Source organism: Erwinia sp. QL-Z3, from assembly GCF_004551645.1.
Classification (GTDB): domain Bacteria; phylum Pseudomonadota; class Gammaproteobacteria; order Enterobacterales; family Enterobacteriaceae; genus Erwinia; species Erwinia billingiae.
In genome coordinates this window covers 2930618-2954928 of record NZ_CP037950.1, presented here as the reverse complement: position 1 = coordinate 2954928, position 24311 = coordinate 2930618, and the positions used below count along the sequence as shown (strand labels likewise).

The 24311-nt window shown below is 58.8% G+C and carries 26 protein-coding genes and 1 pseudogene; 13 read left to right on the top strand and 14 right to left on the bottom strand.

The window, feature by feature from the left end; translation table 11 throughout:
- Positions 1-43: 43 nt before the first annotated feature.
- The 3 genes from ybiB to E2F51_RS14360 all read right to left on the bottom strand — a co-directional run bounded on the left by ybiB (position 44) and on the right by E2F51_RS14360 (position 4166).
- The gene (ybiB, locus tag E2F51_RS14370; RefSeq protein WP_105759412.1) at positions 44-1015 is read right to left on the bottom strand and encodes a DNA-binding protein YbiB; all 972 of its coding nucleotides are present in this window, start codon (positions 1013-1015) and stop codon (positions 44-46) included.
- Between the two features lie 20 nt (positions 1016-1035).
- Positions 1036-3198 carry an ATP-dependent DNA helicase DinG gene (gene dinG, locus E2F51_RS14365; RefSeq protein ID WP_134823778.1) on the bottom strand — a complete coding sequence of 721 codons (2163 nt, stop codon included), beginning with the start codon at positions 3196-3198 and terminating at the stop codon, positions 1036-1038.
- A 68-nt stretch (positions 3199-3266) separates the two neighbouring features.
- The gene (locus tag E2F51_RS14360) at positions 3267-4166 is read right to left on the bottom strand and encodes a LysR family transcriptional regulator (RefSeq protein WP_134823777.1); all 900 of its coding nucleotides are present in this window, start codon (positions 4164-4166) and stop codon (positions 3267-3269) included.
- Positions 4167-4294: 128 nt separating this feature from the next.
- Between E2F51_RS14360 and speB the strand changes: the two genes are divergently transcribed.
- Positions 4295-5257, top strand: a complete 963-nt coding sequence (speB, locus tag E2F51_RS14355) for an agmatinase (protein ID WP_134823776.1) — start codon at positions 4295-4297, stop codon at positions 5255-5257.
- A 35-nt stretch (positions 5258-5292) separates the two neighbouring features.
- On the top strand, positions 5293-6378 hold the full coding sequence (locus E2F51_RS14350) for an iron-containing alcohol dehydrogenase family protein (RefSeq protein ID WP_134823775.1): 1086 nt from the start codon (positions 5293-5295) through the stop codon (positions 6376-6378).
- A gap of 121 nt (positions 6379-6499) precedes the next feature.
- Here E2F51_RS14350 and E2F51_RS14345 read toward each other — a convergent pair whose 3' ends face one another.
- The 8 genes and pseudogenes from E2F51_RS14345 to argH all read right to left on the bottom strand — a co-directional run bounded on the left by E2F51_RS14345 (position 6500) and on the right by argH (position 14388).
- On the bottom strand, positions 6500-7276 hold the full coding sequence (locus E2F51_RS14345; protein WP_134823774.1) for a DUF3750 domain-containing protein: 777 nt from the start codon (positions 7274-7276) through the stop codon (positions 6500-6502).
- An 83-nt stretch (positions 7277-7359) separates the two neighbouring features.
- A complete protein-coding gene (locus E2F51_RS14340; RefSeq protein WP_134823773.1) occupies positions 7360-8721 on the bottom strand; it encodes an MmgE/PrpD family protein in 1362 nt (453 codons plus the stop codon).
- A complete protein-coding gene (locus tag E2F51_RS14335; RefSeq protein WP_134823772.1) occupies positions 8718-9599 on the bottom strand; it encodes a polysaccharide deacetylase in 882 nt (293 codons plus the stop codon). Before E2F51_RS14335 ends, E2F51_RS14340 begins: the two co-directional genes overlap by 4 nt.
- Entirely contained in the window at positions 9592-10440 is an 849-nt protein-coding gene (locus E2F51_RS14330; RefSeq protein WP_209215553.1) for a polysaccharide deacetylase, read from the bottom strand. The genes E2F51_RS14335 and E2F51_RS14330 overlap by 8 nt, the downstream gene beginning before the upstream one ends.
- 2 nt (positions 10441-10442) lie before the next feature.
- A pseudogene (locus tag E2F51_RS14325) lies at positions 10443-11264 on the bottom strand (ABC transporter substrate-binding protein).
- A 17-nt stretch (positions 11265-11281) separates the two neighbouring features.
- Positions 11282-12046: an amino acid ABC transporter ATP-binding protein gene (locus tag E2F51_RS14320; RefSeq protein WP_013201426.1), complete on the bottom strand. Its 765-nt coding sequence runs from the start codon at positions 12044-12046 to the stop codon at positions 11282-11284.
- 12 nt (positions 12047-12058) lie between these two features.
- A complete protein-coding gene (locus E2F51_RS14315) occupies positions 12059-12931 on the bottom strand; it encodes an amino acid ABC transporter permease (protein ID WP_134823770.1) in 873 nt (290 codons plus the stop codon).
- Between the two features lie 29 nt (positions 12932-12960).
- Positions 12961-14388, bottom strand: a complete 1428-nt coding sequence (gene argH / locus E2F51_RS14310) for an argininosuccinate lyase (RefSeq protein ID WP_134823769.1) — start codon at positions 14386-14388, stop codon at positions 12961-12963.
- Between the two features lie 172 nt (positions 14389-14560).
- Here argH and E2F51_RS14305 point away from each other — a divergent pair, with 172 nt between their 5' ends.
- On the top strand, positions 14561-15511 hold the full coding sequence (locus tag E2F51_RS14305; protein ID WP_013201423.1) for a LysR family transcriptional regulator: 951 nt from the start codon (positions 14561-14563) through the stop codon (positions 15509-15511).
- 39 nt (positions 15512-15550) lie between these two features.
- Here E2F51_RS14305 and E2F51_RS14300 read toward each other — a convergent pair whose 3' ends face one another.
- Positions 15551-16072 (bottom strand): GNAT family N-acetyltransferase, encoded by a 522-nt coding sequence (locus E2F51_RS14300; protein ID WP_134823768.1) that lies wholly within the window; start codon positions 16070-16072, stop codon positions 15551-15553.
- On the bottom strand, positions 16069-16635 hold the full coding sequence (locus E2F51_RS14295; RefSeq protein WP_134823767.1) for a helix-turn-helix domain-containing protein: 567 nt from the start codon (positions 16633-16635) through the stop codon (positions 16069-16071). The genes E2F51_RS14300 and E2F51_RS14295 overlap by 4 nt, the downstream gene beginning before the upstream one ends.
- Positions 16636-16780: 145 nt before the next feature.
- Between E2F51_RS14295 and E2F51_RS14290 the strand changes: the two genes are divergently transcribed.
- From E2F51_RS14290 to E2F51_RS14245, 10 genes are all read left to right on the top strand, one after another.
- Positions 16781-17512, top strand: coding sequence for a MerR family transcriptional regulator (locus tag E2F51_RS14290; RefSeq protein WP_013201420.1), 732 nt, complete (start codon positions 16781-16783; stop codon positions 17510-17512).
- Positions 17513-17528: 16 nt separating this feature from the next.
- A complete protein-coding gene (locus E2F51_RS14285) occupies positions 17529-17960 on the top strand; it encodes a nuclear transport factor 2 family protein (protein WP_013201419.1) in 432 nt (143 codons plus the stop codon).
- Positions 17957-18673 carry an SDR family NAD(P)-dependent oxidoreductase gene (locus E2F51_RS14280; protein ID WP_013201418.1) on the top strand — a complete coding sequence of 239 codons (717 nt, stop codon included), beginning with the start codon at positions 17957-17959 and terminating at the stop codon, positions 18671-18673. The genes E2F51_RS14285 and E2F51_RS14280 overlap by 4 nt, the downstream gene beginning before the upstream one ends.
- A 3-nt stretch (positions 18674-18676) precedes the next feature.
- Complete coding sequence (locus E2F51_RS14275; RefSeq protein WP_134823766.1) at positions 18677-19942, top strand: NAD(P)/FAD-dependent oxidoreductase; 1266 nt, start codon at positions 18677-18679, stop codon at positions 19940-19942.
- Complete coding sequence (locus E2F51_RS14270) at positions 19939-20652, top strand: DUF1365 domain-containing protein (protein ID WP_013201416.1); 714 nt, start codon at positions 19939-19941, stop codon at positions 20650-20652. Before E2F51_RS14275 ends, E2F51_RS14270 begins: the two co-directional genes overlap by 4 nt.
- 3 nt (positions 20653-20655) lie before the next feature.
- The gene (locus E2F51_RS14265; protein WP_013201415.1) at positions 20656-21885 is read left to right on the top strand and encodes a cyclopropane-fatty-acyl-phospholipid synthase family protein; all 1230 of its coding nucleotides are present in this window, start codon (positions 20656-20658) and stop codon (positions 21883-21885) included.
- Positions 21882-22367 carry a DUF2878 domain-containing protein gene (locus tag E2F51_RS14260; RefSeq protein ID WP_134823765.1) on the top strand — a complete coding sequence of 162 codons (486 nt, stop codon included), beginning with the start codon at positions 21882-21884 and terminating at the stop codon, positions 22365-22367. Before E2F51_RS14265 ends, E2F51_RS14260 begins: the two co-directional genes overlap by 4 nt.
- On the top strand, positions 22364-22876 hold the full coding sequence (locus E2F51_RS14255; protein ID WP_134823764.1) for a hypothetical protein: 513 nt from the start codon (positions 22364-22366) through the stop codon (positions 22874-22876). The genes E2F51_RS14260 and E2F51_RS14255 overlap by 4 nt, the downstream gene beginning before the upstream one ends.
- Positions 22876-23409 carry a DUF3833 domain-containing protein gene (locus tag E2F51_RS14250; RefSeq protein ID WP_134823763.1) on the top strand — a complete coding sequence of 178 codons (534 nt, stop codon included), beginning with the start codon at positions 22876-22878 and terminating at the stop codon, positions 23407-23409. Before E2F51_RS14255 ends, E2F51_RS14250 begins: the two co-directional genes overlap by 1 nt.
- 85 nt (positions 23410-23494) lie before the next feature.
- On the top strand, positions 23495-23599 hold the full coding sequence (locus E2F51_RS14245) for a protein YohO (RefSeq protein ID WP_041691950.1): 105 nt from the start codon (positions 23495-23497) through the stop codon (positions 23597-23599).
- Here E2F51_RS14245 and E2F51_RS14240 read toward each other — a convergent pair.
- Positions 23586-24311: an ABC transporter permease gene (locus tag E2F51_RS14240; protein WP_013201411.1), complete on the bottom strand. Its 726-nt coding sequence runs from the start codon at positions 24309-24311 to the stop codon at positions 23586-23588. The genes E2F51_RS14245 and E2F51_RS14240 overlap by 14 nt on opposite strands.

Sequence of the window (24311 nt, the reverse complement as noted above, 5' to 3'; positions counted from 1 at the left end):
CCGCCCGAATCTCTGTCACGCAACTCTTCCCGCGACGTCGCGCTTAATAGCCGGCAGCGTCGATCTGCACTAACCCTTCGGCGATATCCGCCGCCCGACCGGTGGCGACATAACAGCAGGCGATCTGCTGGCGCAGCGCTTCCGGCACCGCAACCTCACGATTCAGGCAGCGGGTGATCCAGGCGGCGGTGGTGTCGGCATCTTTCGCTTCCGGCAGCGCATCACGGTCGGTAATTACCTCGTCCTGACGCGGCAGCATCAGTTGCGGTTCGCTGCCATTGATCAGGCTGATAGCCGGGAAACGCTGGGGATTGGCGTACACCTCGCCTTCGGTGCCGTTCAGCAACAGCGCACGACCGCCAATCGCCTGGAAAAACTTGCCGACGCGGGGAATGTACTCAGGATGGGACACGCTGGAGAGGCGCAGCGCCGCGTCTTCCGCAAACGGCGTCGCCAGCTTGGCCAGCGTGTGCGCGCTGTTACGCACACCCATCTTCCAGCGCAGCGACAGCTGACGATCCAGCGGTTCACACAGCGTGGCGACGGTCATAAACACCAGTTCACCCTGCGCCAGTTTCGCCTGGGCCTGTTCGGCGTTGTGCACCGCAGGCACGTCTAACGCCGCAAAAATCGCTTCGCTGGTAATGCGGGTCGGATCGTCGCTCACGCCATGGACCACCACCGGAAAACCGAGCCTGCTTAACAACAGCGCCAGCAGCGGCGTCAGGTTTCCCTGTTTGCGCGCGCCGTTGTAGCTGGGGATCACCACCGGCATCGGCTGATTGGCCGGCGGCGTCAGCTGCATCACCCGTTCCTGCATCGCCTGATAAAAGCCGAGCATCTCTTCTTCGCCTTCGCCTTTGATGCGCAGGGCAATCAGAATGCCGCCGAGTTCCAGATCCGGCACCGCTCCCGTCAACATCTGGCGATAGAGATCGCGCGCGGTGGCAAAATCGATATCACGGGCATGGTTTTTACCGCGCCCGACTTCTTTGATGATCTTGTTATATTCCATGCTTCTACTCTGTTCGGTGGTTAGCGGCGACGACGGGCGGCAGGTTTTTTGCCGCTGAGGGCCGGACTGGCTTTAGGCAGCGGCCCTTCCGGCATGGCGGGTTGCTCGATCGGGAAGACCGGAAGCGCCCCCAGCAAACGGGCGCCGTAACTTTTGCTCAGTAAACGGCGGTCGTAAATCACGATCTCGCCAAAACATTCATGGCTGCGGATCAGCCTGCCCACCTGCTGAATCAGATTAAAGGAGGCGCTGGGCAGACTTTGTACTTCAAACGGGTAGCGCTTCAGGCTTTTCAGCCATTCGCCCTCGGTCAAAATAACCGGACTGTCCACCGGGGGGAAAGCAATTTTATGAATATGCACCTGGGACAGCAAATCGCCTTTCAGATCCAGACCTTCGGCAAACGACTGCAGGCCAACCAGGATGCTGGTTTCACCCTGCTCAACGCGCTTGCGGTGTAAGGCCACCAGCGCCGGACGCGGCTTATCGCCCTGCACCAGCATCATCAGCCGCAGCTCAGGAATATAAGCGAGAAACTGCTGCATGGCGCGGCCGCTGGCAAACAGCACCAGGATGCCTTTGTGCTTTGCCTGCTTAATTTGATCGCGGAAAAAGTGCGCCATTTCCGCCAGATGCTTCACCTCATTCGCCAGCATCGGCTCGTACTGCATCTGTGGGATCACCAGCTTGCCCTGGTCAATATGGTTAAACGGGGAATCCAGGGCGACAAAACGATCGCCGACCTTCTCCGTCAGGCCAGACATCTCCTGCAAACGCTGGAAGCTGCTGAGCGAGCGCAGGGTCGCGGAGGTCAGCACCACATGGGGAATTTTGCGCCACAGCAGTTTCTCCAGCTGATCGCTGACGCGGATCCCGGCGCAATGGAACATCAGATGCGCATTGCCTTCACGGATTTCCCGCGTGGCCCATTTCGACACCGGTGCGCCAGAGGCTTTCTCCATCGCCGCCAGCCGCCACAGTTTGCTGCTGGCTTCAAACCAGCCCAACGCCTTGTTCATCTGGGTCAGCGTGCGGTGCAACCTGACCACATCAAACTGGCCGGATTTTTCGCTCAAATCGTTAAGCAAGGCTTCTGCCAGACCGCGCAGCCCGTCGCTGAGCTTAAACAGGCGCGCACAGATCGTCAGCACCTCTTCCGGCAGCAGGCCCATTTCAAAGCGGTATTCGCCTTCCTGATTATTGGGCGGCAGCAGCTGGGCAAGAATATGCGACAGCTGCTGAAGCTGTTCACGCACCTCTTCGCAATGGGCTTTCAGCCGCTCAGGGTTACTGAGCCCCGGCGGCCTTTTTGGCTGGAACTGCGCCATACACTGCTCCACCAGACGGCAGAACAGATCGAGCTGTAAGGTGGTCCAGCCCGGGGTGATCTCGCCGCTCATTTCCAGCGCATCGCGGGCGACGTCCGGCAGATGATGGCCCTCATCCAGCACCAGCAGCAGGTTTTTCGCTGGCGGTAACACCGATTCGGTTTCCAGCGCGGCCATCACCAGCGCATGGTTGGCGACCACCACATCCGCATGTTCAATCTCGCGGCGGGCAACATAGAACGGACATTCACGAAACCAGTGGCAGTTGCTGGCCAGGCAGTTGGCTTTATCGGTGCTCAGGCGCTGCCACAGGGAATCCTCAATGGTGTCTTCGCAGTGATCGCGCAGGCCGTCCCACTGATGGCGGTTGAGGTTTTTTTCCAGCGTGGTGCACAGCGCGCGCTCATCCTTGCTGGCGGTCATCTGCTCATCAAGGAACAGCAGCAGATCGCCCTGCTTCTCTTCATCGGTGGCCAGCGCCGACAGATTGCGCGGGCAGACATAGCGCCCACGGCCAAAGGCCGCCGTGAACTGCAGATCGGGAATGATTTTCTTCAGCAGCGGCAAATCCTTGCTGTAAATCTGATCCTGCAGCGCCACGTTAGCGGTACTGACCACCAGCGGCTTCTTCTCGTCACGGCTGACCGCGATGCCGGGGATCAGATAGGAGAGCGTTTTCCCCACGCCGGTCGGCGCTTCAATCGCCAGATGGCGACCATCATCGCCCGACAGCGTTTTCGCCACTTCGGCAATCATCTGCCGCTGCGGCGCGCGGGGAATAAAATCGGGAATTTGTTGCTGAAGGGCTTTATACCATTCGGCAATTTGCGTTTTTAACGCGGCAGATAACGCCATGACAACCACTTTTTACTGAGACGGCCTGTATTTTTACACAGTATAAGGCTGACGTCAGCCTTCTTAGATTATTGTGTCGGCGCGGCACGCAATCTTACTAAATCGCGGAAGGCCCTGATCAGCGTCTCCCGGCTGCGCCCACGGCGGAAAATCAGTGAGAAAGAGGCCTGATAGCTGAACTGCTGCGGAGACAACCTTTTCAGCCGCCCTTTCTCCACCCAGGGTAGCGCACAGTGTTCCGGCAGATAGCCGATATAACGCCCGGAGAGGATCAGGATCAGCTGGGCTTCAATATTTTCCACCGAGGCGGCGCTGGCCTTGAATCCGCGCCGCATCAGCTCGGCCTGATTCCAGTAACTGCGGGTGACAAAGCCATAATCATGCAGATCCAGCGCATCGAGGTCCGGCTGGTCAAACAGCTGATGGCTGTCACTGCAGTACAGCCAGTGCTGCTCGTGATGCAGCGGCACCGTCACCAGGTTATTGACGTTAACCGGGAAATGACCGATGGCCAGATCCAGCCGGTTATCCAGCACCTTCTGCTGCAGCTCATTGGGATCGCGAACCGAAAGATTGAGGTACACCGCCGGGAATCGCTGGCTGAACTGATTGATGCTCTCCGCCAGCCCCAGCCGGGTGTCGGTAGAGACGGAATCCACCACCCCCAGCGAAAAAACGCCGCCCTGTTCGGTTTTCAGCCCCTCAACCTGGCGGTCAAAGTCGGACAGCGTGCCCAGCAGCTGCAGGCTGTATTGCAAAAACTGTTCACCGCGCGGGGTTAACGAAAATCCGCCGCGTCCGCGCTGGCACAGCACAAAGCCCAACCGCTGCTCCAGTTCGCTCATATAACCGCTGATCGCCGGCATGGTCATATTCAGCTCCTGCTGCGCGCGGGAAAAGCCCTGGCAGCGGGCCACCGTGGCGAAAATAGTCAGTAGCTTGAGGTTGGGCAAACGGGTGGCGCTCACGGCGGATCCTCAGGGTCGGCAATCAGTTATGAATTTTCTGAACTGATTATTTGCTCTCAGGGATTTTTTCACAAGCCTGTACGACAGATGATGGCGGTTCATTTGCTGACTGCCCGGAGGCGCACCCGATGCAACCTGTTGATAATCACTCTTTCCCGCAGCCACAAAGCGGTAACGATATGCCGCGTTTTGCCGGACGTGGCACCATGATGCGCCTGCCGGCAGCCGACACGCCGGCTGGACTGGATGCGGCCTTTGTCGGCATTCCGCTGGACATCGGCACGTCGCAGCGCGCAGGCACCCGTTATGGCCCGCGCGCCATTCGCGCGGACTCGGTGATGATCCGGCCGTATAACATGGCCACCGGCGCGGCCCCGTTTGATTCACTGCGGGTGGCTGACCTCGGCGATGTGCCGATCAACACCTATAATCTGCATAAATCCGTACAGATTATCGAAGACTACTACACCGGGCTGAACGCCTTCCCGCTGGTGCCGCTTACGCTCGGTGGCGATCACACCCTGACGCTGCCCATTCTGCGCGCGCTGGTAAAAAAGCACGGACCGGTAGGACTTATCCATGTCGATGCGCATACTGATACCAACGACGACATGTTTGGCGAGAAGATTGCGCATGGCACCACCTTCCGCCGGGCGGTCGAAGAGGGATTACTCGATCTCAAACGGGTGATCCAGATTGGTCAGCGGGCGCAGGGCTACGATGCCGGCGATTTTCAGTGGGGCGTCGATCGGGGTTTCCGCCTGGTGCCCGCCGAAAAATGCTGGTATCAGTCCATGGCACCGCTGATGGCAGAGGTTCGCGCGCAGATGGGCAGCGGCCCGGTTTATCTCTCCTATGATATCGACAGCTTTGATCCCGCCTGGGCACCGGGCACCGGCACGCCGGAAGTGGGCGGCTTAACCTCGATTCAGGGGCTGGAGATTGTGCGCGGATGCCGTGGTCTGAACCTGATTGGCGCTGACCTGGTTGAGGTTTCACCCCCTTATGATATCAGCGGCACCACCTCGCAGCTGGCAGCAAACATTCTCTACGAAATGCTCTGTGTGTTACCCGGAGTGAAATACAACTGAAGGCGCCCTGCGTCGGCACATTGATAAGGTCAGTCATGTCTGAACAAAATCTGGTTTTCCCGGCCCGTGTGTTGCGTGGCGCAGGGGTGATTCATCAGTTAGGTGAAATCTGTCGCGAGCTCGGGCAGCGCGCGTTGCTGATTGGCGGCCATCAGGCGCTGAAAGCGGTGGAGCCGCAGGTGCGAACGCAGCTGGCGGATGCAGAAGTGGCGCTGGTCGGCTGCGAATGGTTCGGCGGGGAAACCTCGCTCACGCAGATTGCCCGGCTGGGTGAGCTGGCAATGGCGTTAAGGGCAGATGTGATTATCGCCACCGGCGGCGGCAAGTCGCTGGATACCTGCAAGGCGGTAGGCGCTGAATGCAATATCCCGGTGATTACCCTGCCCACCATTGCCGCCACCTGTTCAGCGGTGACGCCGCTGAGTATTCGTTACGATGATAACGGCAACTTTCACGATATCTTTCCGCTGCATCAGGCGCCGGCGGCGGTGATTATCGACAGCGAACTGCTGGCGCTGGCACCGCTGCGCTGGCTGGCGGCTGGCCTCGGCGATACGCTGGCCAAGTGGTACGAATTCCGTGCGGTCAGCCAGCGTCACCCGGCGCTGGATGCCAATGCCCGTTCTTCGCTGGCGCACAGCCATATCTGTTATGAAATTATCGCCGCCCACGGGCCGAAAGCGGTCGAGGCGGTGCGCAAAAATCTGCCTGACCACCATCTGGATCAGGTGCTGGACGTGATCTTTACCTTGGCTGGCCTGACCTCATTGATGAGCAATGGCGCGCATGCCGCAGCCGCGCACGCGATTTATGAAGGCTTTACCTTCTGCGATAAAACCCGCGAATTCGGTCACGGCCTGCTGGTGGGCTACGGCAATCTGTGCCTGCTGGCGCTGGAAAATCGCAGTGATGAAGAGTTGCTGCATGAGATGGCGTTGGCGCACAAATGCGGCGTGCCGCTGAGTCTGCAAGAGATTGCCGGGCTGACGGAAGAAGAGCTTGAGGTGATTGTCCGCGAGTCGGTGCACGCGCCGGATATGGAAAACATGGCCGATCCGGTTACCGTCGAGGCGCTGTACCAGGCGATTGCCCGGGTGGAAGCGCTGGCCGCGCAGCGATAAGCCGCGAAGTAAGCGGTGAAAACGGCGCCTTTCGGCGCCGGTAAACCCGCAGCAAACGCTATCCTCCAGGTTATCCAACCAACCTTCGCTTTCGCGATCTGCCTGTTGATGCCAGCAGATCTTAGCTCCCGCTATCGGTTTCCAGACGGGCTTTGCCAATGCGGCCGATAAACGGCAGGCGCAGCGCGGGAGATTTCACATCCCCGCCCATATTGAAGCCGAGGATATTGATCTCCAGCCCTTCTTCCCCGCCCAACGTTAATCCCAGCACGCCCAACAGCGAGGCCTGGAAACCGCGTCCTGACGGCGGCAAACCGACCGGATTGGTCAGCGGCCGGAAATCTTTGCCGATGGCATTGGCGGGCAGATCCAGCTTAAGCGCCGGAACTTCGCGGCCAATGTGTGCCAGGAAAGTATTGCTGTTCGGGCCAGGCCAGACGCGGTAGGTGTGCGGCCACGGATAGCTTTTAATCGCCGCTTCAATCTGCGGGATCATCGCCTCTGCGCCAGCCCCCCGGTGATCGACAATCAGCTGCGGCTTACCGCCAAACCAGTAACCGTCCGGCAGGGTGAAATTCTCTCTGATGACGTTGTTACTTCCCCAGCTCACCACTTCATAGCGGCGGAACTGCGTCTCGCCAGCCGGCTTAAAGATGATCCCCGGATGAACGGCCAGCAGCCCACGCCAGCTAAAGGCAGGCGCAATATACACCTGCACAATGGCGGTCTGCCTGAAGGCCACCGGGTCGGGGGCGATGCCGGCGGAATCCCGTTTCGCGGTGGACCAACTCTGACCGGTCATCGCCGTACCGTTCTGCGAGGCGTTAAGGTAACTCTGGCCGAAAGAGAGCAGCATGATGCAGATAAATCCAATACTTAACACTTTCAACGTGAGCATAGTTCCTTCATCCACCGGGGGAAAAACGGGCAATAAAGGAAAGTAACCCCCGCAGCGCCTGAAGGTCAACTGCGGGGATTTATTTAATGCACCGACAGCAGGTTCAGCAGTTCCTGCATATCGGTCTGCTGCTCTAGCGACAGGCAGTAAGCTTCCAGCGCGGCGGTTTGCTGCGCCGGCAACACTCTGACCGCCAGCTGTTGAAACTTCAGCAATAACGCCTCATCGCTCAATGGATTTTGCGGCGATCCCAGCGGAACGGTCACCTGCTTACGCCCGCGTTCGCCGTTAAGCGTTTCCAGTTCAACAATCGGCTCTTCGTTGCTGTTCTGGCTGGCGTCGACATGCAGCACAATGCGTTCCAGCATGGCGGCCATCTCTGCGCTGCCGCGTTTTTCCGCGTCATACGCCGCGAGACCAGCATGACCATACAGCACGCGGGCGGCCATCGCGTAAGGCAGGCTCATCTGTGCTGCCGCCAGGCTTGCAAGATCGCTGTTGCCGCACATCTCCAGCAGGAAGGGATTAAGGTAAACGTGCAGGCGTGCAATCTCTGCCGCGCGGCAATGATGGGCTGCCATCAACTCGCCGACGGCATCCACCGCCGAATGCGTGCCGCGGCAGGAGGCATAGGGCTTGATTGAACAGCGGTTGAGTTTCCATACCTGCCCCAGTTCGGCAGTCAGCGCTTGCGGCTGCCGGCTGGAAGGGGCCAGCGTTTTCAGGAAGCCGCCCCAGAGGTCCTCAAAGGTTTGTGATGCCCCGGTGATCCCCTGGCGGGCCAGCATCGCCGCCAGCACCCCGCCCTCTGCGGCCCGTCCGGCGTGCAGCTTCTTGCTTTGCGAACCGTCGTGGATAAAGCCCCATAAGCCGCCGCTAAAGCTGGCCGCTATGCCTAACGCCTGCACCGTTTGGTTCTGATTAAGCTTAAGTAATGAGGCCACCGCCGCCGCCGCGCCAAATACGCCGCAGGTGGAGGTGGAATGCCAGCCGGCTTCGTTGTGCGGGGCATAGCCACCGCAGGCTTCCAGCACCCGGCGGCCAATCTCATAGCCCAGCACCACGGCGGTAATCAGCTCGCGGCCCGTCACATCAGCCGGGCACAGTGGCAGCACCGCCATTACCGCAGGCAGCACCACCGCGCCGGAGTGATCGCAACCGCCGGTATCGTCCAGCTCATACATATGCGCTGCAATACCGTTCAGCCAGGCCGCATTACGCGGCGAAGTAGCCAGCGAACGTCCCCAGACGCGGGCAGCCGGCGCGCAGCCTTCAGCCAGCACCGTTTGCTGAACCGCCCGCGCGATCGGGCTGTTGCTGCCCGCAAGCGTCGCGCCGAAGGTATCCAGAATATGCCGTTTGGCGCGCTCAACCAGCGCCTCAGGCAGATCGCTGAAGGTGGTTTGCGCAACAAAGCGGGCCAGCTGATTGATGCTCTGGCTCATGCTTGCTGCTCCTGACGCTGGCGCTGGAAGATCTCCGCAGGGTGTTCGCTGACGTTATCCGGCTGGGTCTGCCACCACGCCGCCACCTCTCCGGCGCTGGCCAGCCAGACCTTTTCATGGCTGCGGATAAAGTCCAGCAGTTCGCCAAGCAGGCCAATGCGCCCGGCCGTGCCGATGATTTCGGGATGCAGGCGTAAGACGTAGCACAGGCCAAAGCGGTGGAAGCCCCGAAAATCGAGCTTCATATTTTCCAGCGTCTGCTGATACGAGGCGATGCGCGACTGCCCCGGCGGCACCGCCGGACTGAGGTTGAAGGCGAAGTAAGGCTCGTCTTCCAGTTCATAATGCATCGGCAGTTCCACCAGCCGGGTGGCCGGATGAAAATAGGGCAAATCGTCACCGCGCCAGCTGGAAGACCAGCGGATGCCGCGATCGCTCAGCGCCGCTGCCAGCCCCGGTTTCCACTGCCCGGCCGGCGTGCGGAATCCTACCGGACGCTGGCCGCAGGCGGCTTCCAGCCGGTCGCAACCGGCAGTGACGCTGCTTACCTGCTCCGCCAGCGTCAGGGTATCGAAATTCTGATGGCGATCGCCGCTGCCGGCAATTTCATGCCCCGCCGCGACGATCCGCGCGAACACCTCAGGATTCTCTTCCGCCACGATAGCGGGCAGACACCAGCTTGCGCGCACGTTTTTCTCTGCCAGCAGCTTCAGCAGGCGATCGACGCCGCGAAGCGTGCCGTAACGCCAGACCGACAGGGTTTTATCGCGCCCGGCCACGGCGGGGGTGTGCGTCAGAATGCCGTGAATATCATTGAAATCGATGGTCAGCACCACGGCGGATTGCTGCCCGTCTGGCCAGCGTGTGGGTTCAGTCATGCTGCTGCTCCTTGAGATACCAGTGGGCGACATCGCGGCAGCGGGCGAACCACACGTTGCGCTGGCGCATATGCGCGATAAATTGTTCCAGCAGCAGAATGCGGCCGGGTTTCCCGCTAATTTTCGGATGGAACAGGGTGGTCAGACACAGCCCTTCGTCCATCGCGCCATCAAATTCGCGGCACCAGTTATCCAGCGTCAGGGCATAGCTGGCGGTGCGATCCAGCCCTTTCGGGAAGTCCGGCTCGCGGGTGTAGGCCAGCGAGGCATAATCATCCATCTCCCATTTGCCGGGGATTTCCACCAGCTTCTGCGTAAAACCCGGCACGGCGATGGCGTAGGGCCGGTCGTCGCCGCGCATACTGCTGGAATAGGTGACGCCAGCGTCCAGCAATATGCCCGGCGTCTCGCGGTGCCAGTCGCCCGATGGCGTGCGGAACCCCTCGGCACGGATACCGAGGTGTTGCCAGAAAATCTCACGGGATGTCGCCATCACCTGACGCTGCTGTTCGCCGCTCAGGGCATAGAAGGATTCATGGCGGTAACCGTGATACGCCACCTCATGCCCTTTTTCGACGATGGCGGCGCACTGCTGCGGCCACTGCTCCACCACCCACGCCGGAATAAAGAAGGTGGCGGGAACGTCAAACTGCTCCAGCAGATCGAGGATCCGCCCCAGCGCGCGGAACGGACCGTAGCCGCCGAAGGTGAAATACTCGGGCGTCTGCCAGATCGTGCCGTTAAGCATCGCGTCACCGGTGGGGCCATCGAGATCGAAGGCCAGTGCCATACAGCCCTGCTTGCCTTGCGGCCAGCGCGGGCGAACGTCAGGTGAGGTCATCATCAGTTCCCGTTCACGGTCGCTGTTTTCACGGCGTTATCCGCCAGGCCCCATTTGCTGAGGATCTTCACATAGCTGCCATCGGCGATCATCGCATTGACCGCGCCCTGCACCGCCGCAATCAGCGCCGGATCGTTTTTGTCGATCGCCATGCCGGTGAACTGCGAAGCGATCGCCTTATCCAACGGTTTGTAGGTGTTTTTCTCCAGGTTCATCACGTACGGCAGGGTTTCGCTGCCCTGCACCGCGCCATCCAGACGACGCTGACGCAGCTGGGTACGCGCATCTGCCGTACCTTCCGCGCCGACCACCACGATAGCGGGCTTACCTTTGGCTTCGCAGTTGGCCTGGCTCCATTTGGCGATTTCCTGTGGGAAGGTGGTGCGACGGCTGGTGCCGACTTTCTTGCCACACAAATCGGTCGCGCTGTTGATGTCCTTGCGCGCCGCTAAGGTGTAGAACTGCGGGCCGGTGGTGAAGTAGTCGATAAAGCTGACCACCTTCTGGCGTTCGGCGGTGTCGGTCATGCCGGACATCACCATATCGACACGCTTAGTTGATACGGCATTGACCATCTGTTCAAAGGCTATTTCCTGCCAGTTGATTTTGACCCCCAGCTTCTCGCCAATCGCGTTGCCCAGATCGACATCGACGCCGGTTAAGGTATTGGTGGCCGGATCTTTGAATTCCATCGGTGGTTAGTTCGGCATGATGGCCACGGTCAGGGCGCCTTTCGCTTTCAGGGCAGCAGGCAGCTCCGCAGCCCAGGCGGCGGAGTTAAGCAGAACAGCGGCAGCAACGGCAGAAAGCACGATCTTTTTCATCTGATTTACCCTGGTTATTAAAGAAGAATGGCGTTGATAAAATTCTGCATCCGCGGATTTTGCGGATTCAGCAGGATGTCTTCGGGCGCACCGCGTTCGATAATGCGACCTTCATCCATGAACACCACCTGGTTGGCCACCTCACGGGCAAAGCCCATTTCATGGGTGACCACCACCATCGTGGTTCCTTCTTTTGCCAGCGTCCGCATCACGGCCAGCACTTCGCCGACCATTTCCGGGTCAAGCGCCGAGGTTGGCTCGTCGAACAGCATCAGCTTGGGCTTCATCGCCAGCGCGCGGGCAATCGCCACACGCTGTTGTTGTCCGCCGGAAAGCGCCTGCGGATAGGCGTGCGCCTTACTGGATAACCCCACCCGATCCAGCAGCGCCATCGCTTCTTCCGTCGCTTCCCGCTTTGGCCGCAACAGCACCCTGCACGGCCCTTCAATCACGTTTTCCAGCGCGGTTTTATGCGGGAACAGGTTAAAACGCTGGAAAACCATGCCGGTTTGCAGGCGCTGACGGGCAATCTGCTTGTCGCTCAGCGGATGCAGTTTGTTGCCGGCCATGCGGTAGCCGGCCAGTTCGTTATCGATCCAAATCCCGCCCTGGTCGACCCTCTCCAGCTGATTGATGCACCGCAGAAAGGTGCTTTTGCCGGAGCCGGACGGCCCCAAAATGCACATCACCTCGCCGTAATTCACCTCCAGACTGACGTCCTTCAGGGCATGGAAGTGGTCGAAGTACTTGTTGACCTCAACGGCTCTGACGATATTTCTCATCGCAGGAATTCCTTAGTTGCGGCGGCGCTGGCCGCGTGAGAAGTAGCGCTCAAGGCGGCTCTGCCCGAACGACAGCACGGTGACGATAATCAGATACCAGATGCCCGCCACGAACAGCAGCTCCATCACCCGCGCATTGGCGTAGTAGATGTTCTGCGTGTTGTAGAGCAGTTCGGAGTACTGGATCATGCTCGCCAGGCTGGTGGTTTTGATCATGCTGATAAATTCGTTGCCGACCGGCGGCAGGATCACCCGCATCGCCTGCGGCAGGATGATGCGTTGCAGCGCCTGCAGACGCGGCATGCCAATCGACTTCGCCGCCTCATACTGACCGGTATCAACAGATAACAGGCCGGCACGCACCACTTCCGAGGTGTACGCGCCCTGGTTGATGCTCAGTCCCAGCAGCGCCGCGACAAACGGCGTCATCACGTTGACGGTTTCGACGCTGAACACGCCGGGAATGGCGATCACCGGGAACACCAGCGCCAGGTTGAACCACAGCAGCAGCTGGAGGATCAGCGGCGTGCCGCGAAAGACCCAGGCATAGCCGACCGAGAGGTAATGCAGCACCGGGTTGGGCGACATATACATAATCGCCGCCACCACGCCGAAGAAGATGCCCAGCGCCATCGCCAGGATCGACATCACCAGCGTATTCACCACTCCGTCCAGAATGGCGCGGGCGGTAAAGAACTGCCCGACATAGGACCACTCGATTTTGCCCTGCGAAAAGGCGTGCACCAGCGAGCCGAGCAGCAGGATGATCACCACCGTGGCGGTGATACGCCCGTAATAGCGCTTGGGGACCATCTGGTAGCGCTTGAGATCGTAAGCGGGGTCGGCTGCCCTGCCCGTCTCGGTAACGTTTTGCGAACTGTTCATTCCGGCTCCGGAGGTTGAAGGCTGAGAAGTTACAGACGAGGGCCCTGATAGACGCTCACCCACTCGGCCTGCTGCTGGCTACGCGCTTTCAGGCGGCTAATCTGCTCGCTGACGCGCGCCGGTGCGGTGCCGCCGAAGCCGTCGCGGGAATGGATCGCCGCTTCCAGCGTCAGCGCACTGCGCACTTCTGGGGTCAGCCGGACATCGACCTCAGCCAGCTGGTCGTCGGTCAGATCGGAGAGTCCCTGCTGGTGGAATTCACACAGCTGAACCAGTTTGCCGGTGATCTCATGCGCTTCCTTAAACGGCACGCCGCGCATCGCCAGCCAGTCAGCCACTTCGGTGGCGAGGGTAAAGCCATCCGGGGCCTGAGCCAGCATCTCCCCGGTGTTGACCTTCATGGTTTCAATCATGCCGGCCATTGCAGGCAGCACTAACAGCAGGGTGTCGACCGAATCAATGGCGCTGCGTTTGTCTTCACTCAGGTCACGGTTGTAGGAGAGCGGCATCGCCTTCATGGTGGCCAGCATCGCCGTCAGGTTGCCGATCAGGCGGCCGCTGCGACCGCGCGTCAGCTCGGCAATATCCGGATTCTTTTTCTGCGGCATGATCGAGCTGCCGGTGGCATAGCTGTCGCTGATTTCTACCCAGCGGAACTGGCGGGAGGTCCACAGGCAAATCTCTTCGCTGATGCGCGACAGGTTGACGCCGATCATGCTGGTGATAAACAGGAATTCGGCAACGTAGTCGCGGCTGGCCACGGCATCAATCGAGTTCTCGCACGGGGCGCGATAGCCCAGCTCTTTCGCCGCCAGTTCCGGGCGACGCGCAATGGCGGAACCGGCCATCGCTGCTGCGCCGAGTGGCGAGAAGGCGCTGCGGTGATCCCAGTCCTGAATACGTTCAATATCCCGTGAGAAGGACTGCGCATGGGCCAGCAGCTGATGAGCAAACACAATCGGTTGAGCCTGCTGAAGATGGGTGAAACCGGGCGCGAGGGTATGAGTGTGCTGGTCGGCCTGGAAAATCAATGCCTTCTGCAGCGCCAGCAATGCGGTGGTGATATTGCGGACGTTATCGCGCAGATACAGTCGCAGATCGTTGACGGTCTGATCGTTACGAGAACGGCCCGCGCGCAGCTTGCCGCCCAGCGCGCCGAGCCGCTCGGTCAGGACGCGTTCGATAAAGGTATGAACATCTTCATCAGCCGCGATCGGATCGACCTTTCCTGCCCGGTAATCCAGGTCGAGCTGGTCGATAGCGGCGGTCATGTGCCCGGTTTCCTCTGCGGTAAGCAGGCCCGCGCGCTGAAGTTCGTGCGCATGCGCCCGGCAGCCGGCGAGGTCATAAGGTGCCAGTGCAAAATAGTATTCAGGGCTGCGCGACAGCGCGGTTAAGGCGGCGGCTGGTGGCGTTTTAAAACGGGCACCCCATAAACGATCGGCGCTGTCTGACATAATTTCTCTCTTATGGCGAGGTTAACGCCGGATCCGCAGGAGAATAAGGAAATCCTCTGGAAACAGCCTTAACGATAAATAAAGGTTATATTTGCGTACTGTCTGGTATTTCGTGTCTGATTCAGGTTCACTCTTACTTTCACTGTATTTAAGCCGGGGTTGAATAGTTATTATGGAAAGTAAGGTTTCCAATGCGGGAAACATGAATTATCCGCGCAGCGATAATTCATCGATAACCATTAACAATGTCGACCTGAAGTTATTGCGTGTATTTAAATGTGTCGTGGAAGCCGGCGGGCTGACCTCTGCCAGTCATGAACTGAATATTGGTCTGGCGGCAATCAGTAAACAGGTGTCGGATTTGGAGATCCGTTTAGGGATGACTCTGTGCAGCCGTGGGCGGGAAGGCTTTGAGCTGACGGAGTACGGCATTACCGTTTATCAGGCCACGCTGGAGCTGTTTTCGTCGCTGAATACCTTCCGCGACAGGCTGCATAACAGCCGCAATGAACTGCTGGGCGACCTGAGTATTACCGTGGTCGATAACACCATTTCTGACCCGCATTCGCCGGTCACCAAAGCCGTGCAGCGACTGCATATTGCTGCACCAAAAGTAAACATCCGGCTGCAAACCGCGCATCTGGATGATATTGAAAAAGGATTAAATGAGGGCCGTTTTAATTGTGCTATTGCGCCGGTTTATGATGAGAAGAGTGACTTCGATTATTATTCTGCCTACAGCGAAACCTCGGCATTATATTGCAGCAGTGAGCATGCGTTATTTTCAATGGCGGATGCCGACATTACCCTTGAATTATTAAAACAACAAAAGATCATTAATCATACCTATGTCACACATCGCCACGGCAATAAGCTGTTTGCCTTTAATGAGAGCAACATTCAGGCGGTACAGGTTGAAGCGGTGGCGATGCTGATCCTCACCGGGCATTTTATTGGTTATTTACCGACGCATTACGCCGCGCGATATGTGCAGGAGAATAGCATCCGCGCCGTCGGCCCGGATGCGTTGCAGGTGCATACGCCCTTCTGTCTGATAATAAAAAAAGGCCGCAAGATAAATCAGATTATTAAACTGTTTATGGATTCGCTGGGAATAGCCTGAGCGCCTGCACCATCATGATGCGCACCCTTGGCTTTTTTTTCAGCCCACCCGCTTAAACATCACCGTGGTGGCATCAAACACCCCTTCGGTGGAGAGCGCGTAATGCGGGATCTGACCGCTTATCTGCCAGCCCTGCGCCAGATACAGTTGCTCTGCCACATCGCCGCTGCGGGTATCCAGCACCAGCAAGGTTCTTCCCTCCTGCTCAGCCCGTTTCTCCGCCTGATGCAGTAATTCGCGGGCGATGCCCTGCCGTCTGGCTTTGGGATGGACCAGCAGCTTGGCGATTTCCGCGCGATGCTGGCCGTTAGGCATCATGCCCAACACCACTATCACCGTCGCCACGATCTCGCCCTGCTGGCGGGCCACGATTAACCGTTTATCGCCACTGGCCAGGCTGGTCACCACGCCCTGCCAGAAAGTGAGCATGGGCTGCGGATCCAGCGAGATAAAACCAATGCTGGCGCCTTCTGCCACACAGCCGTGCAGAACGTTGTACAACGCGTCCTGTTCACTGGCTGCCTGTTCTGCACTGAGAAGCTGATACTGAATTTCATTCATGGACGACACACCACCAACGCGTAATGCGCACCTTCGGCCTCCGGCGCGTGGAAGGAGGAGCGGCCAAACAGGTGAAAGCGCAGGCAATCACCGGCTTCCAGCCGCCACTGCTCGTCGTTCATGCTGAACTCCAGCACGCCGGCGAGCATCCAGATATGTTGTTCAATGCCTTCTACGGGCGGCGCGTCATATTCAATCAGCGCCCCGCTCTGCAAACGCCCTTCCACCAGCTCAGCGTGAAAAGCGGTGGCCGGCGGTGAAACGCTGCGCCGGTGATAGCCATTTTCGCGGTCCTGCCAGACGATCTGCGCGGCCGCGCGCAGAAGCTGCGGTCCCTGCTCTTCAACCTCACTCAGCAGACGCGACATAGTCAGCCCGTAGGCAATGCACAGGCGGTTCATCAGGGCGGCGGTTGGGCTGGTTTCGCCCCGCTCAATGCGCGACAGAGAGGCCCGGCTGATGCCGGTCAGCTCAGCCAGGGTTTCCAGCGACCAGCCTTTTTCCAGACGTAAATCCGCCAGCCGCTTGGCCAGACGTCGGTCGGTATTGGCAAGAGGTTCCATAAAAATCTCATAAAAGGGAAAGTTTCTCTAAATTGAGATCTACAGGGATTTAGTGTGAACTTCAACTTGTACAGAAAAATAATAGTTGTACAGCAATGGAGAGTTCGCTACGGTTAGGTGGAGTGGGCAGATCCTGAGGAAATGAATGGCATTGTACAGTATTGGTGACGTCGCAGTCCGCTGCGGTATCAATCCCGTCACGCTACGGGCATGGCAGCGTCGCTACGGCTTATTAAAACCCCAGCGGACCGAAGGCGGTCACCGCCAGTTTGATGACGAAGATATTCTTCGCATCGAAGAGATTAAACGCTGGGTGCAAAGTGGCGTCCCTGTCGGCAAGGTCAAGGCGCTGTTAGAAGGCGAAAACGTTAACGTCCATGATGGATGGGTCACACTGCAGGAAGAAATGATGGCGGTCCTCCGTCATGTCAGGCCGGCAAAACTTCGCGCTAAAATTGCGGCAACCGGTCGTGAAAATCCGGCAGATGTATTGATTGACCACGTTTTCATCCCAATCAGACAGCGGCTGGGGCTGGATCAAAATACCGCCAGGACCATGTGCAGTTTGCTGGATGGTGCTTTAATTGATTATGTCGCCTTCTGTTTAACCGGTTCGCGTAAGAAACCTGGCAAGGACGCGTTGCTGATGGGTTGGGCCAATGAAGACCGCACCCGACTCTGGTTAGAAGCATGGCGGCTGTCGCAGCAGGGTTGGCGAATCGATGTGCTGGCTGAACCCCTTGAGATGCCGCGCCCTGAACTGTTTCCGGGCCAAAAAATCTTTGTGTTCACCGGTAAACCCCTCACCCGCCGACAGCAGGAACAGCTGACGCACTGGCACGAACAGGGGTTCTTAATCACCTATATCAACAGCTGAGGCTGAGGAGTGGCATATGACACAGCAGGAAACGCTGGCCAGACTGGTGGCGTTTTACCAGACGCTGGAGGCCAGCAAGCTCAACCAACTGGCCGACATTTACCACTCTGATATCTGCCTGGCAGACCCGGTCGGTGAACATCGCGGGCTGCCGGTGGTCTCGGACTACTTTTCTTCACTGCTGAAAAACCTGCGCTACTGCCGGTTTGACGTCTCGCAGACTCACCATTTTGACAATAACGCCCTGCTTATCTGGCGAATGTTCTATGCGCACCCTTCGCTGCAAGGCGGCGCGGAGCAGACGCTGGAGGGCAGCAGCTACATCCAGTTCCGCGACGATAAGATCAGTTTTCAGCGCGATTACTACGACATGGGCGCCATGCTGTACGAAAAGATCCCCGTGCTGGGATCGGTAATCAGGCAGCTTAAAAAGAGGTTACAACCATGAAACGGGTGTTAATTACCGGCGCAAGCTCCGGAATTGGTTACCAACTGGCGCTCGATTATGCCGCCGACGGCTGGCACGTTACCGCGTGCGGCAGAAATCGCGCCAAGCTGGAAACGCTGCGGGAACACCACAGCGACATCGTGCTGTGCGTGTTTGATATCACCGATCTGAATGAGACCCGCCAGGCGCTGCTGGGTAAAAGTGCCAGCCTGGTGATCCTCTGTGCCGGCACCTGTGAATACCTTAATCACGGCGTGGTGGAAGCGGAGAAAGTCCATCGGGTGATGAGCACCAATTTCAACGGTCCGGTGAACTGTCTGGACGTGCTGCTGCCGCAGCTGGCCCCCGGCAGCCGGGTGGCGCTGGTCGGGTCGACCGCCAGCCTGGTGCCGATGCCTCGGGCCGAAGCCTATGGTGCCTCCAAAGCCGCGCTGGCCTACTTCGCCCGCAGCCTGGCCCAGGATCTGAAGCGTCAGCAAATCGCCATCAGCCTGGTGCAGCCCGGTTTTGTCGATACTCCCCTGACCGAGCGAAACGATTTTCCGATGCCGATGATCATCAACGTCAATCAGGCTTCGCGCTGCATTCGTGAAGGCCTGGCGAAAGGCAAAGCGGAGATCTCCTTCCCGCGCCTGCTCTCCTTTATTCTGCGCATGACCTCCCGTCTGCCGGTATCGCTACAGCGTCTGCTTACCCAACAGATAGCGAGGTAATCTTTGAGAATTGCGATTGTAGGCAGTGGGATTTCCGGGCTCAGCTGTGCATGGAAGCTGGCAAACAAAGCAGAAGTGCATCTGTATGAGGCCGGCGACACGCTGGGCGGCCATACCGCGACGGTTGACGTGGAACTGGCGGGCAAACGCTGGGCGATTGATACCGGTTTTATCGTTTACAACGATCGGACCTATCCGCGTTTTCTGTCGCTGATCGCCGAGCTGGGGCTGGAAAGCAGGCCGACCGAAATGAGCTTCTCGGTGCGCAACAATCGCAGCGGCCTGGAGTACAACGGCCATACGCTGAGCACGCTGTTTGCTCAACGCAGCAACCTGTTAAAGCCGAGCTTCTGGCGTTTCCTGATGGAAATCGTGCGTTTCAATAAACGCGGCAAGGCCTGGCTGGAACATCAGTCGGAGCAGGGAACGCTGGATGATTTTTTGCAGCAAGAGGGCTTCAGCCAGTTCTTCGCCCAGCACTACATTCTGCCCATGGGCGCGGCGATTTGGTCAACGTCACTGGCTGAGATCCGCCAGATGCCGCTGTCGCTGTTTCTGCACTTCTTTAACCATCACGGCCTGCTGGATTTGAGCCAGCGCCCGCAGTGGTATGTGGTGCCAGGCGGGTCCAGAGAATATATCCGCCGGCTGATCGCGCTGGTGGGCGACAAGCTCACCGTACATCTTGCCACACCGGTGCTGAAAGCGGTGCGTCATCCACAGGGTGTGACTCTGCACAGCGCGCGCGGTGAGGAGCGCTATGACCAGGTGATTTTCGCCTGCCACAGTGACCAGACGCTGAACCTGCTGGCCGATGCCACCGCAGAAGAACGCGAGATGCTGCTGGGCGTGCCTTACAGCGCCAACGAAGTGATCCTGCATACCGATACGTCGCTGCTGCCGGAAAACCGCCGCGCCTGGGCCAGCTGGAACTACCGTCTGGATGATACGCAGGCCGGCGACGAGCTGTTGGGCGCCAGCGTCACCTACAACATGAACATTTTGCAGGGCATCAAGTCATCCGAGACCTTTTGTGTCTCGCTGAATGCCACACAACCGATCGATCCGGCCAAAGTGCTGGGTCGCTATAGCTACCATCATCCGCAGTTCAGCCTGCAAAGCCTGATCACCCAGACCGAACGGCTGCGGCTGAATGGCTGTAACCGCAGCTGGTTCTGCGGCGCATGGAGCTATAACGGCTTCCATGAAGACGGCATTCGCAGCGGGCTGGATGTGGTGGCCGGCATGGAACAGGCGGGATTGCTATGAACAGCGCCCTGTACAGCGGCCACGTGCGTCACCGGCGTTTCACCCCGGTGGATCATCAGTTCAGCTACCGCATTTTTATGCCGCTCATTGACCTTGATGAGCTGCCACTGCTTCGCAGCGTCGGCATCCGACCCGGCAAGTTTTCCTGGGCCTCTTTTTGCCAGGAGGATTATCTTGGCGGCGGCGACATTAAGCAGCGGGCGCAAACGCGGATTGCCGAACTGACCGGCGAGCAGCTCAACGGCCGGGTGATGTTACTGACCCAGTTGCGCTATCTCGGCAGCGCGTTTAACCCGGTAAATTTTTACTACCTCTACGATGACGCCGACAGCCTGCGCTGGATGCTGGCCGAAGTGCGCAATACGCCGTGGAACGAACGCCATACCTATGCAGTGAAGCCAGACGGCAGCGAAACCACGCAGAAAGCGTTTCACGTTTCGCCGTTTAACCCGATGGATATGGTCTATCACTGGCGGCTTTCCGCGCCCGGCAAATCGTTGTCGGTGCACATTGAGAATCACCGGGCCGGTCGCGAATTTGATGCCACGCTGCACCTGCGTCATCAGCCGCTGACCCGCAAGACCTTGCGCCACCATCTGTGGCGGTTTCCGCTGATCACCCTGAGAACCGGACTGGCCATTTACTGGCAGGCCTGGAAGTTGTGGCGCAAAGGCGCGCCGATCTATGACCACCCCAAGTCGGAGAAATAGCGGATGTGTATACCGGAACTGACCCTGACCCGTCGCGGTAAAGCGGGCAAACGTTTGTCCACCTCACGACGGCTGATTTTTTCTCTGTTGCAACATCTGCAAGGGGCGGGTCTGCGTCTGCACGATCCGCACCTCGGCACCCATTTCTTTGGCGACAGCCAGGCGGCGATCCAGGCCGAAGTGGTGGTCCATCACTCCAGCGCTTACCGTCGGGTGTTGTTTGGCGGCAGCATTGCCGCAGCAGAAACCTATATGGACGGTGACTGGGATACGCCGGATTTAACGGCGGTGATCCTGACGCTGGCCACCAATATGCCGGTGCTGGATAAGCTGGAGTCGCGGCTGAGCTGGATGTCGTCGCCGCTGAACAGGATGCGCCATGCGTTTCGCCGCAACAGCGTGAAACAGGCGAAGCGCAATATCGCCGCCCATTATGACCTGGGCAACGATTTCTACACCGCGTTTCTCGACCGGGCGATGCTCTATTCGAGTGCCTGCTACAAGCAGCCGGAGATGACGCTGGAACAGGCGCAGCAGGAAAAAATGCGCCGTCTGTGCGTCAAGCTGGGGCTGGGTCCCAACGATCACCTGCTGGAAATCGGCACCGGTTGGGGCGCGATGGCCGAGTTCGCGGCACGCGAGTATGGCTGCCGGGTGACCACCACCACCATTTCGCAGGAGCAGTACGACTACAGCTGCCAGCGCATTCAGGCGGCGGGGCTGAGCGATCGGGTCACGGTGCTGAAAGAGGATTACCGCAATCTGACCGGTCAGTACGACAAGCTGGTGTCGATCGAAATGATTGAGGCGGTGGGCAAAAACTATATCCCGCTGTTTTTCGAACGCTGTCAGCAGCTGGTAAAACCCGGCGGCCGCATGGCCTTGCAGGCAATCACCATCAGCGAAGAACGCTTCGACAGCTATGCGCGGGGCGTTGATTTCATCCAGCGCTATATTTTCCCCGGCGGTTTTTTACCGTCGGTCAACCTGCTGCAAAAGACCATGAACGAGCTGACGGATTTCGTCAGCCTGGATCTGTTTGAGATGGGGCTGGATTACGCGCGCACGTTGCAGGAGTGGCGTCACCGTTTCGATCACGCCTGGCCGCAGCTGGAAAAAGGCCGTTTTGACGAACACTTCCGCCGCATGTGGCTGTTCTATCTATGCTATTGCGAAGCAGGCTTCCGCGCGAAAACCATCGGCACCGTTCAGCTCACCGCGGAGCGGGCATGAGCACCCTGCGCTTCTGGCTGCTGACGCTCGGGTTTGACCTCTACTGGGCGCTGGCTGTCGGGATGCGCGAGCGCGCGGTTTACGCGTTAGTGGTCATTGCGCTGCTGGCCTGGTGGGCCAGCGATGCCGCCATCCGGCTGCGGGTGTTAGCGGTGGCGCTGGTGGGGTTAGCCATGGGCAGTCTGTGGCTGTGGCTGGATCTGTTCCATTTCGCCGACGCACACTGGGTGCCGCTGTGGATGCTGTCGTTATGGCTGGCCTATGCCTGCTGGTGGCCGCTGTGCCTGCACCGCTACGCCTTAAGCGGACCGTTGCTGGCGGTGCTGGGCGCCGTTGTTGGTCCGTTCACCTATTATCTCGGTGAACGGCTGGGCGGGATGGAACTGACCGCGTCGCCATTAAAGGTCTTTGGCCTGATGGCCATCGGCTGGGCGATTTATCTGCCGCTCACCCGCAGGCTGCTGCAAAGGAGTGAGAGATGAGATCGCTGTTGCTGATGCTGCTGGTACTCTCGCCGCTGGCGCAGGCCACCGACTGGCAGCGCTGGCAGCCGGTGGGGAAAGCCACGCTGACCTGGGGACCGTTTACGGTTTACGATTCGCAGCTGTTTACACCGGCGGGCACGTTTACGCCGCAGCAGTGGCCGTTAGCGCTGGTGATCACCTACCGCCGCGACATCAGCCATCAGGATCTGACTCAGGCCACCGAAGAGCAGTGGCAGGCGCAAAACATTGGCACCCTTAGCCAGCGTCAGGCGTGGATCGCCGCATTAAACCGACTGTGGCCCGACGTCACGGACGGCACCCGACTGGCTTTTCAGGCCAGCCAACAGGGTGGACAGTTTTACTGGCAGGCGCCGGGGATCGCTTCCCCAATCAAACCGCTGGGGCAGCCTTTTGACCCGGCTTTCCGCGACGCCTTCCTGGCCATCTGGCTTTCAGAAAAAACCACCTATCCCGACATTCGTCGGGCACTCACCGGAGGTAGCTGATGTGGAAATCCCTGATGTTAATTGGTGCGCTGCTGCTGACAGGTTGCGGCGCGAAAATAGAAGACTATCAGCAGGCCCAGCCGAAGATAGATATTTTCCAGTGGTTTAACGGCCAGTCCCGCGCCTGGGGCATGGTGCAGGATTACAGCGGTAAGCAGATCCGCCGCTTTGAAGTGACCATCAAGGGCACGGTGGTCGGGCCAACGCTGACCCTCAACGAGCAGTTTGTTTACGATGATGGTGAAAAACAGAACCGCGTCTGGCATATCCGCAAGCTGGAGGATGGCAGCTATGTCGGCACGGCGGGCGATATCATTGGCACCGCCAAGGGCCATGCGGCGGGTAACGCCTTCAACTGGCAATACGCGATGACGGTCAAAACCGATAGCAGCAGCTACAAGTTGAACTTTGATGACTGGATTTATCAGCAGGATGCCACGCATCTGATGAACGTGACGTCGATGAAAAAGCTGGGCGTTGAAGTGGCGCGCGTCACCATTTTCTTCAACAAAGAGCAGCCGGCCGGGCAATAAAATGACAGCAAAGGCTTAACCCGCGAGGGCGAATGGCGTTATACTTCGCCCTCTTTCAGCGGCAGACCACCATGGACACACCGGCATGAACTTGCAAAAAATTGGCGTCATCTTCATCTTCCTGTTAATGGCGCTCGGCGGCATTGGCGGCGTGATGCTGACCGGTTATACCCTGATTATCCGTTCCTGAAGCGTTTTTGCAGGCGCTCAAACAGGCGGTCGGTGACGATAGCCAGCAGCGCCACCAGGCAGGCCCCCTGAATCACATAGGCGGTATTAAACCCGCTGAGTCCAATGATCACCGGCGATCCTAATGTTTTGGCGCCGACGGTTGAGGCAATCGCCGCCGTGCCAATATTGATAATCACCGAGGTGCGGATCCCCGCCACGATCACGCTGGCTGCCAGCGGCAATTCGACCTTACGCAAAATCTGCCACGAACTCATGCCCACGCCTTCCGCAATTTCGCGGGCACTGGCCGGCACCGCGCCAATGCCCGCCAGCGTACCCTGCAGGATCGGCAGCAGGCCATAAAGAAACAGCGCAATAATCGCCGGCTTCTCGCCAAACCCCATGATCGGCACCGCAATCGCCAGCACCGCCACCGGCGGAAAGGTTTGCCCTGCGGCCACCAACGTTTCAATCAGCGAACGAAACTCTTTTCCCGCCGGACGGGTGACAAAAATCCCGGCCCCCATGCCGACGATCACCGCAAACAGGCTGGAAACCGCCACCAGTTCGATATGCGCCAGCGCCAGCTGCAGGAAACTGTCCTGCCGGTACATCGGCCGGTCGAGTTCTGGAAACCAGCTGGCGAACAGCGGCTGGCTGTAAGGCAGCAACACCAACAGCGCGATAAACACCGCGATCAGCCACAGCAACGGATCCCGAGTCCAGCGCAT

What these genes read in the sequence shown, in the direction of transcription:
- E2F51_RS14255 (WP_134823764.1), top strand. Translation starts at nt 22,364, where the DNA reads ATGAGATCGCTGTTGCTGATGCTGCTGGTACTCTCGCCGCTGGCGCAG.
- E2F51_RS14260 (WP_134823765.1), top strand. Translation starts at nt 21,882, where the DNA reads ATGAGCACCCTGCGCTTCTGGCTGCTGACGCTCGGGTTTGACCTCTAC.
- speB (WP_134823776.1), top strand. Translation starts at nt 4,295, where the DNA reads ATGCAACCTGTTGATAATCACTCTTTCCCGCAGCCACAAAGCGGTAAC.
- E2F51_RS14305 (WP_013201423.1), top strand. Translation starts at nt 14,561, where the DNA reads ATGGAAAGTAAGGTTTCCAATGCGGGAAACATGAATTATCCGCGCAGC.
- dinG (WP_134823778.1), bottom strand. Translation starts at nt 3,198, where the DNA reads ATGGCGTTATCTGCCGCGTTAAAAACGCAAATTGCCGAATGGTATAAA.
- E2F51_RS14295 (WP_134823767.1), bottom strand. Translation starts at nt 16,635, where the DNA reads ATGGAACCTCTTGCCAATACCGACCGACGTCTGGCCAAGCGGCTGGCG.
- E2F51_RS14290 (WP_013201420.1), top strand. Translation starts at nt 16,781, where the DNA reads ATGGCATTGTACAGTATTGGTGACGTCGCAGTCCGCTGCGGTATCAAT.
- E2F51_RS14300 (WP_134823768.1), bottom strand. Translation starts at nt 16,072, where the DNA reads ATGAATGAAATTCAGTATCAGCTTCTCAGTGCAGAACAGGCAGCCAGT.
- E2F51_RS14340 (WP_134823773.1), bottom strand. Translation starts at nt 8,721, where the DNA reads ATGAGCCAGAGCATCAATCAGCTGGCCCGCTTTGTTGCGCAAACCACC.
- E2F51_RS14335 (WP_134823772.1), bottom strand. Translation starts at nt 9,599, where the DNA reads ATGACTGAACCCACACGCTGGCCAGACGGGCAGCAATCCGCCGTGGTG.
- E2F51_RS14270 (WP_013201416.1), top strand. Translation starts at nt 19,939, where the DNA reads ATGAACAGCGCCCTGTACAGCGGCCACGTGCGTCACCGGCGTTTCACC.
- argH (WP_134823769.1), bottom strand. Translation starts at nt 14,388, where the DNA reads ATGTCAGACAGCGCCGATCGTTTATGGGGTGCCCGTTTTAAAACGCCA.
- E2F51_RS14265 (WP_013201415.1), top strand. Translation starts at nt 20,656, where the DNA reads ATGTGTATACCGGAACTGACCCTGACCCGTCGCGGTAAAGCGGGCAAA.
- E2F51_RS14245 (WP_041691950.1), top strand. Translation starts at nt 23,495, where the DNA reads ATGAACTTGCAAAAAATTGGCGTCATCTTCATCTTCCTGTTAATGGCG.
- E2F51_RS14330 (WP_209215553.1), bottom strand. Translation starts at nt 10,440, where the DNA reads ATGACCTCACCTGACGTTCGCCCGCGCTGGCCGCAAGGCAAGCAGGGC.
- E2F51_RS14250 (WP_134823763.1), top strand. Translation starts at nt 22,876, where the DNA reads ATGTGGAAATCCCTGATGTTAATTGGTGCGCTGCTGCTGACAGGTTGC.
- E2F51_RS14285 (WP_013201419.1), top strand. Translation starts at nt 17,529, where the DNA reads ATGACACAGCAGGAAACGCTGGCCAGACTGGTGGCGTTTTACCAGACG.
- ybiB (WP_105759412.1), bottom strand. Translation starts at nt 1,015, where the DNA reads ATGGAATATAACAAGATCATCAAAGAAGTCGGGCGCGGTAAAAACCAT.
- E2F51_RS14350 (WP_134823775.1), top strand. Translation starts at nt 5,293, where the DNA reads ATGTCTGAACAAAATCTGGTTTTCCCGGCCCGTGTGTTGCGTGGCGCA.
- E2F51_RS14320 (WP_013201426.1), bottom strand. Translation starts at nt 12,046, where the DNA reads ATGAGAAATATCGTCAGAGCCGTTGAGGTCAACAAGTACTTCGACCAC.
- E2F51_RS14345 (WP_134823774.1), bottom strand. Translation starts at nt 7,276, where the DNA reads ATGCTCACGTTGAAAGTGTTAAGTATTGGATTTATCTGCATCATGCTG.
- E2F51_RS14315 (WP_134823770.1), bottom strand. Translation starts at nt 12,931, where the DNA reads ATGAACAGTTCGCAAAACGTTACCGAGACGGGCAGGGCAGCCGACCCC.
- E2F51_RS14240 (WP_013201411.1), bottom strand. Translation starts at nt 24,311, where the DNA reads ATGCGCTGGACTCGGGATCCGTTGCTGTGGCTGATCGCGGTGTTTATC.
- E2F51_RS14280 (WP_013201418.1), top strand. Translation starts at nt 17,957, where the DNA reads ATGAAACGGGTGTTAATTACCGGCGCAAGCTCCGGAATTGGTTACCAA.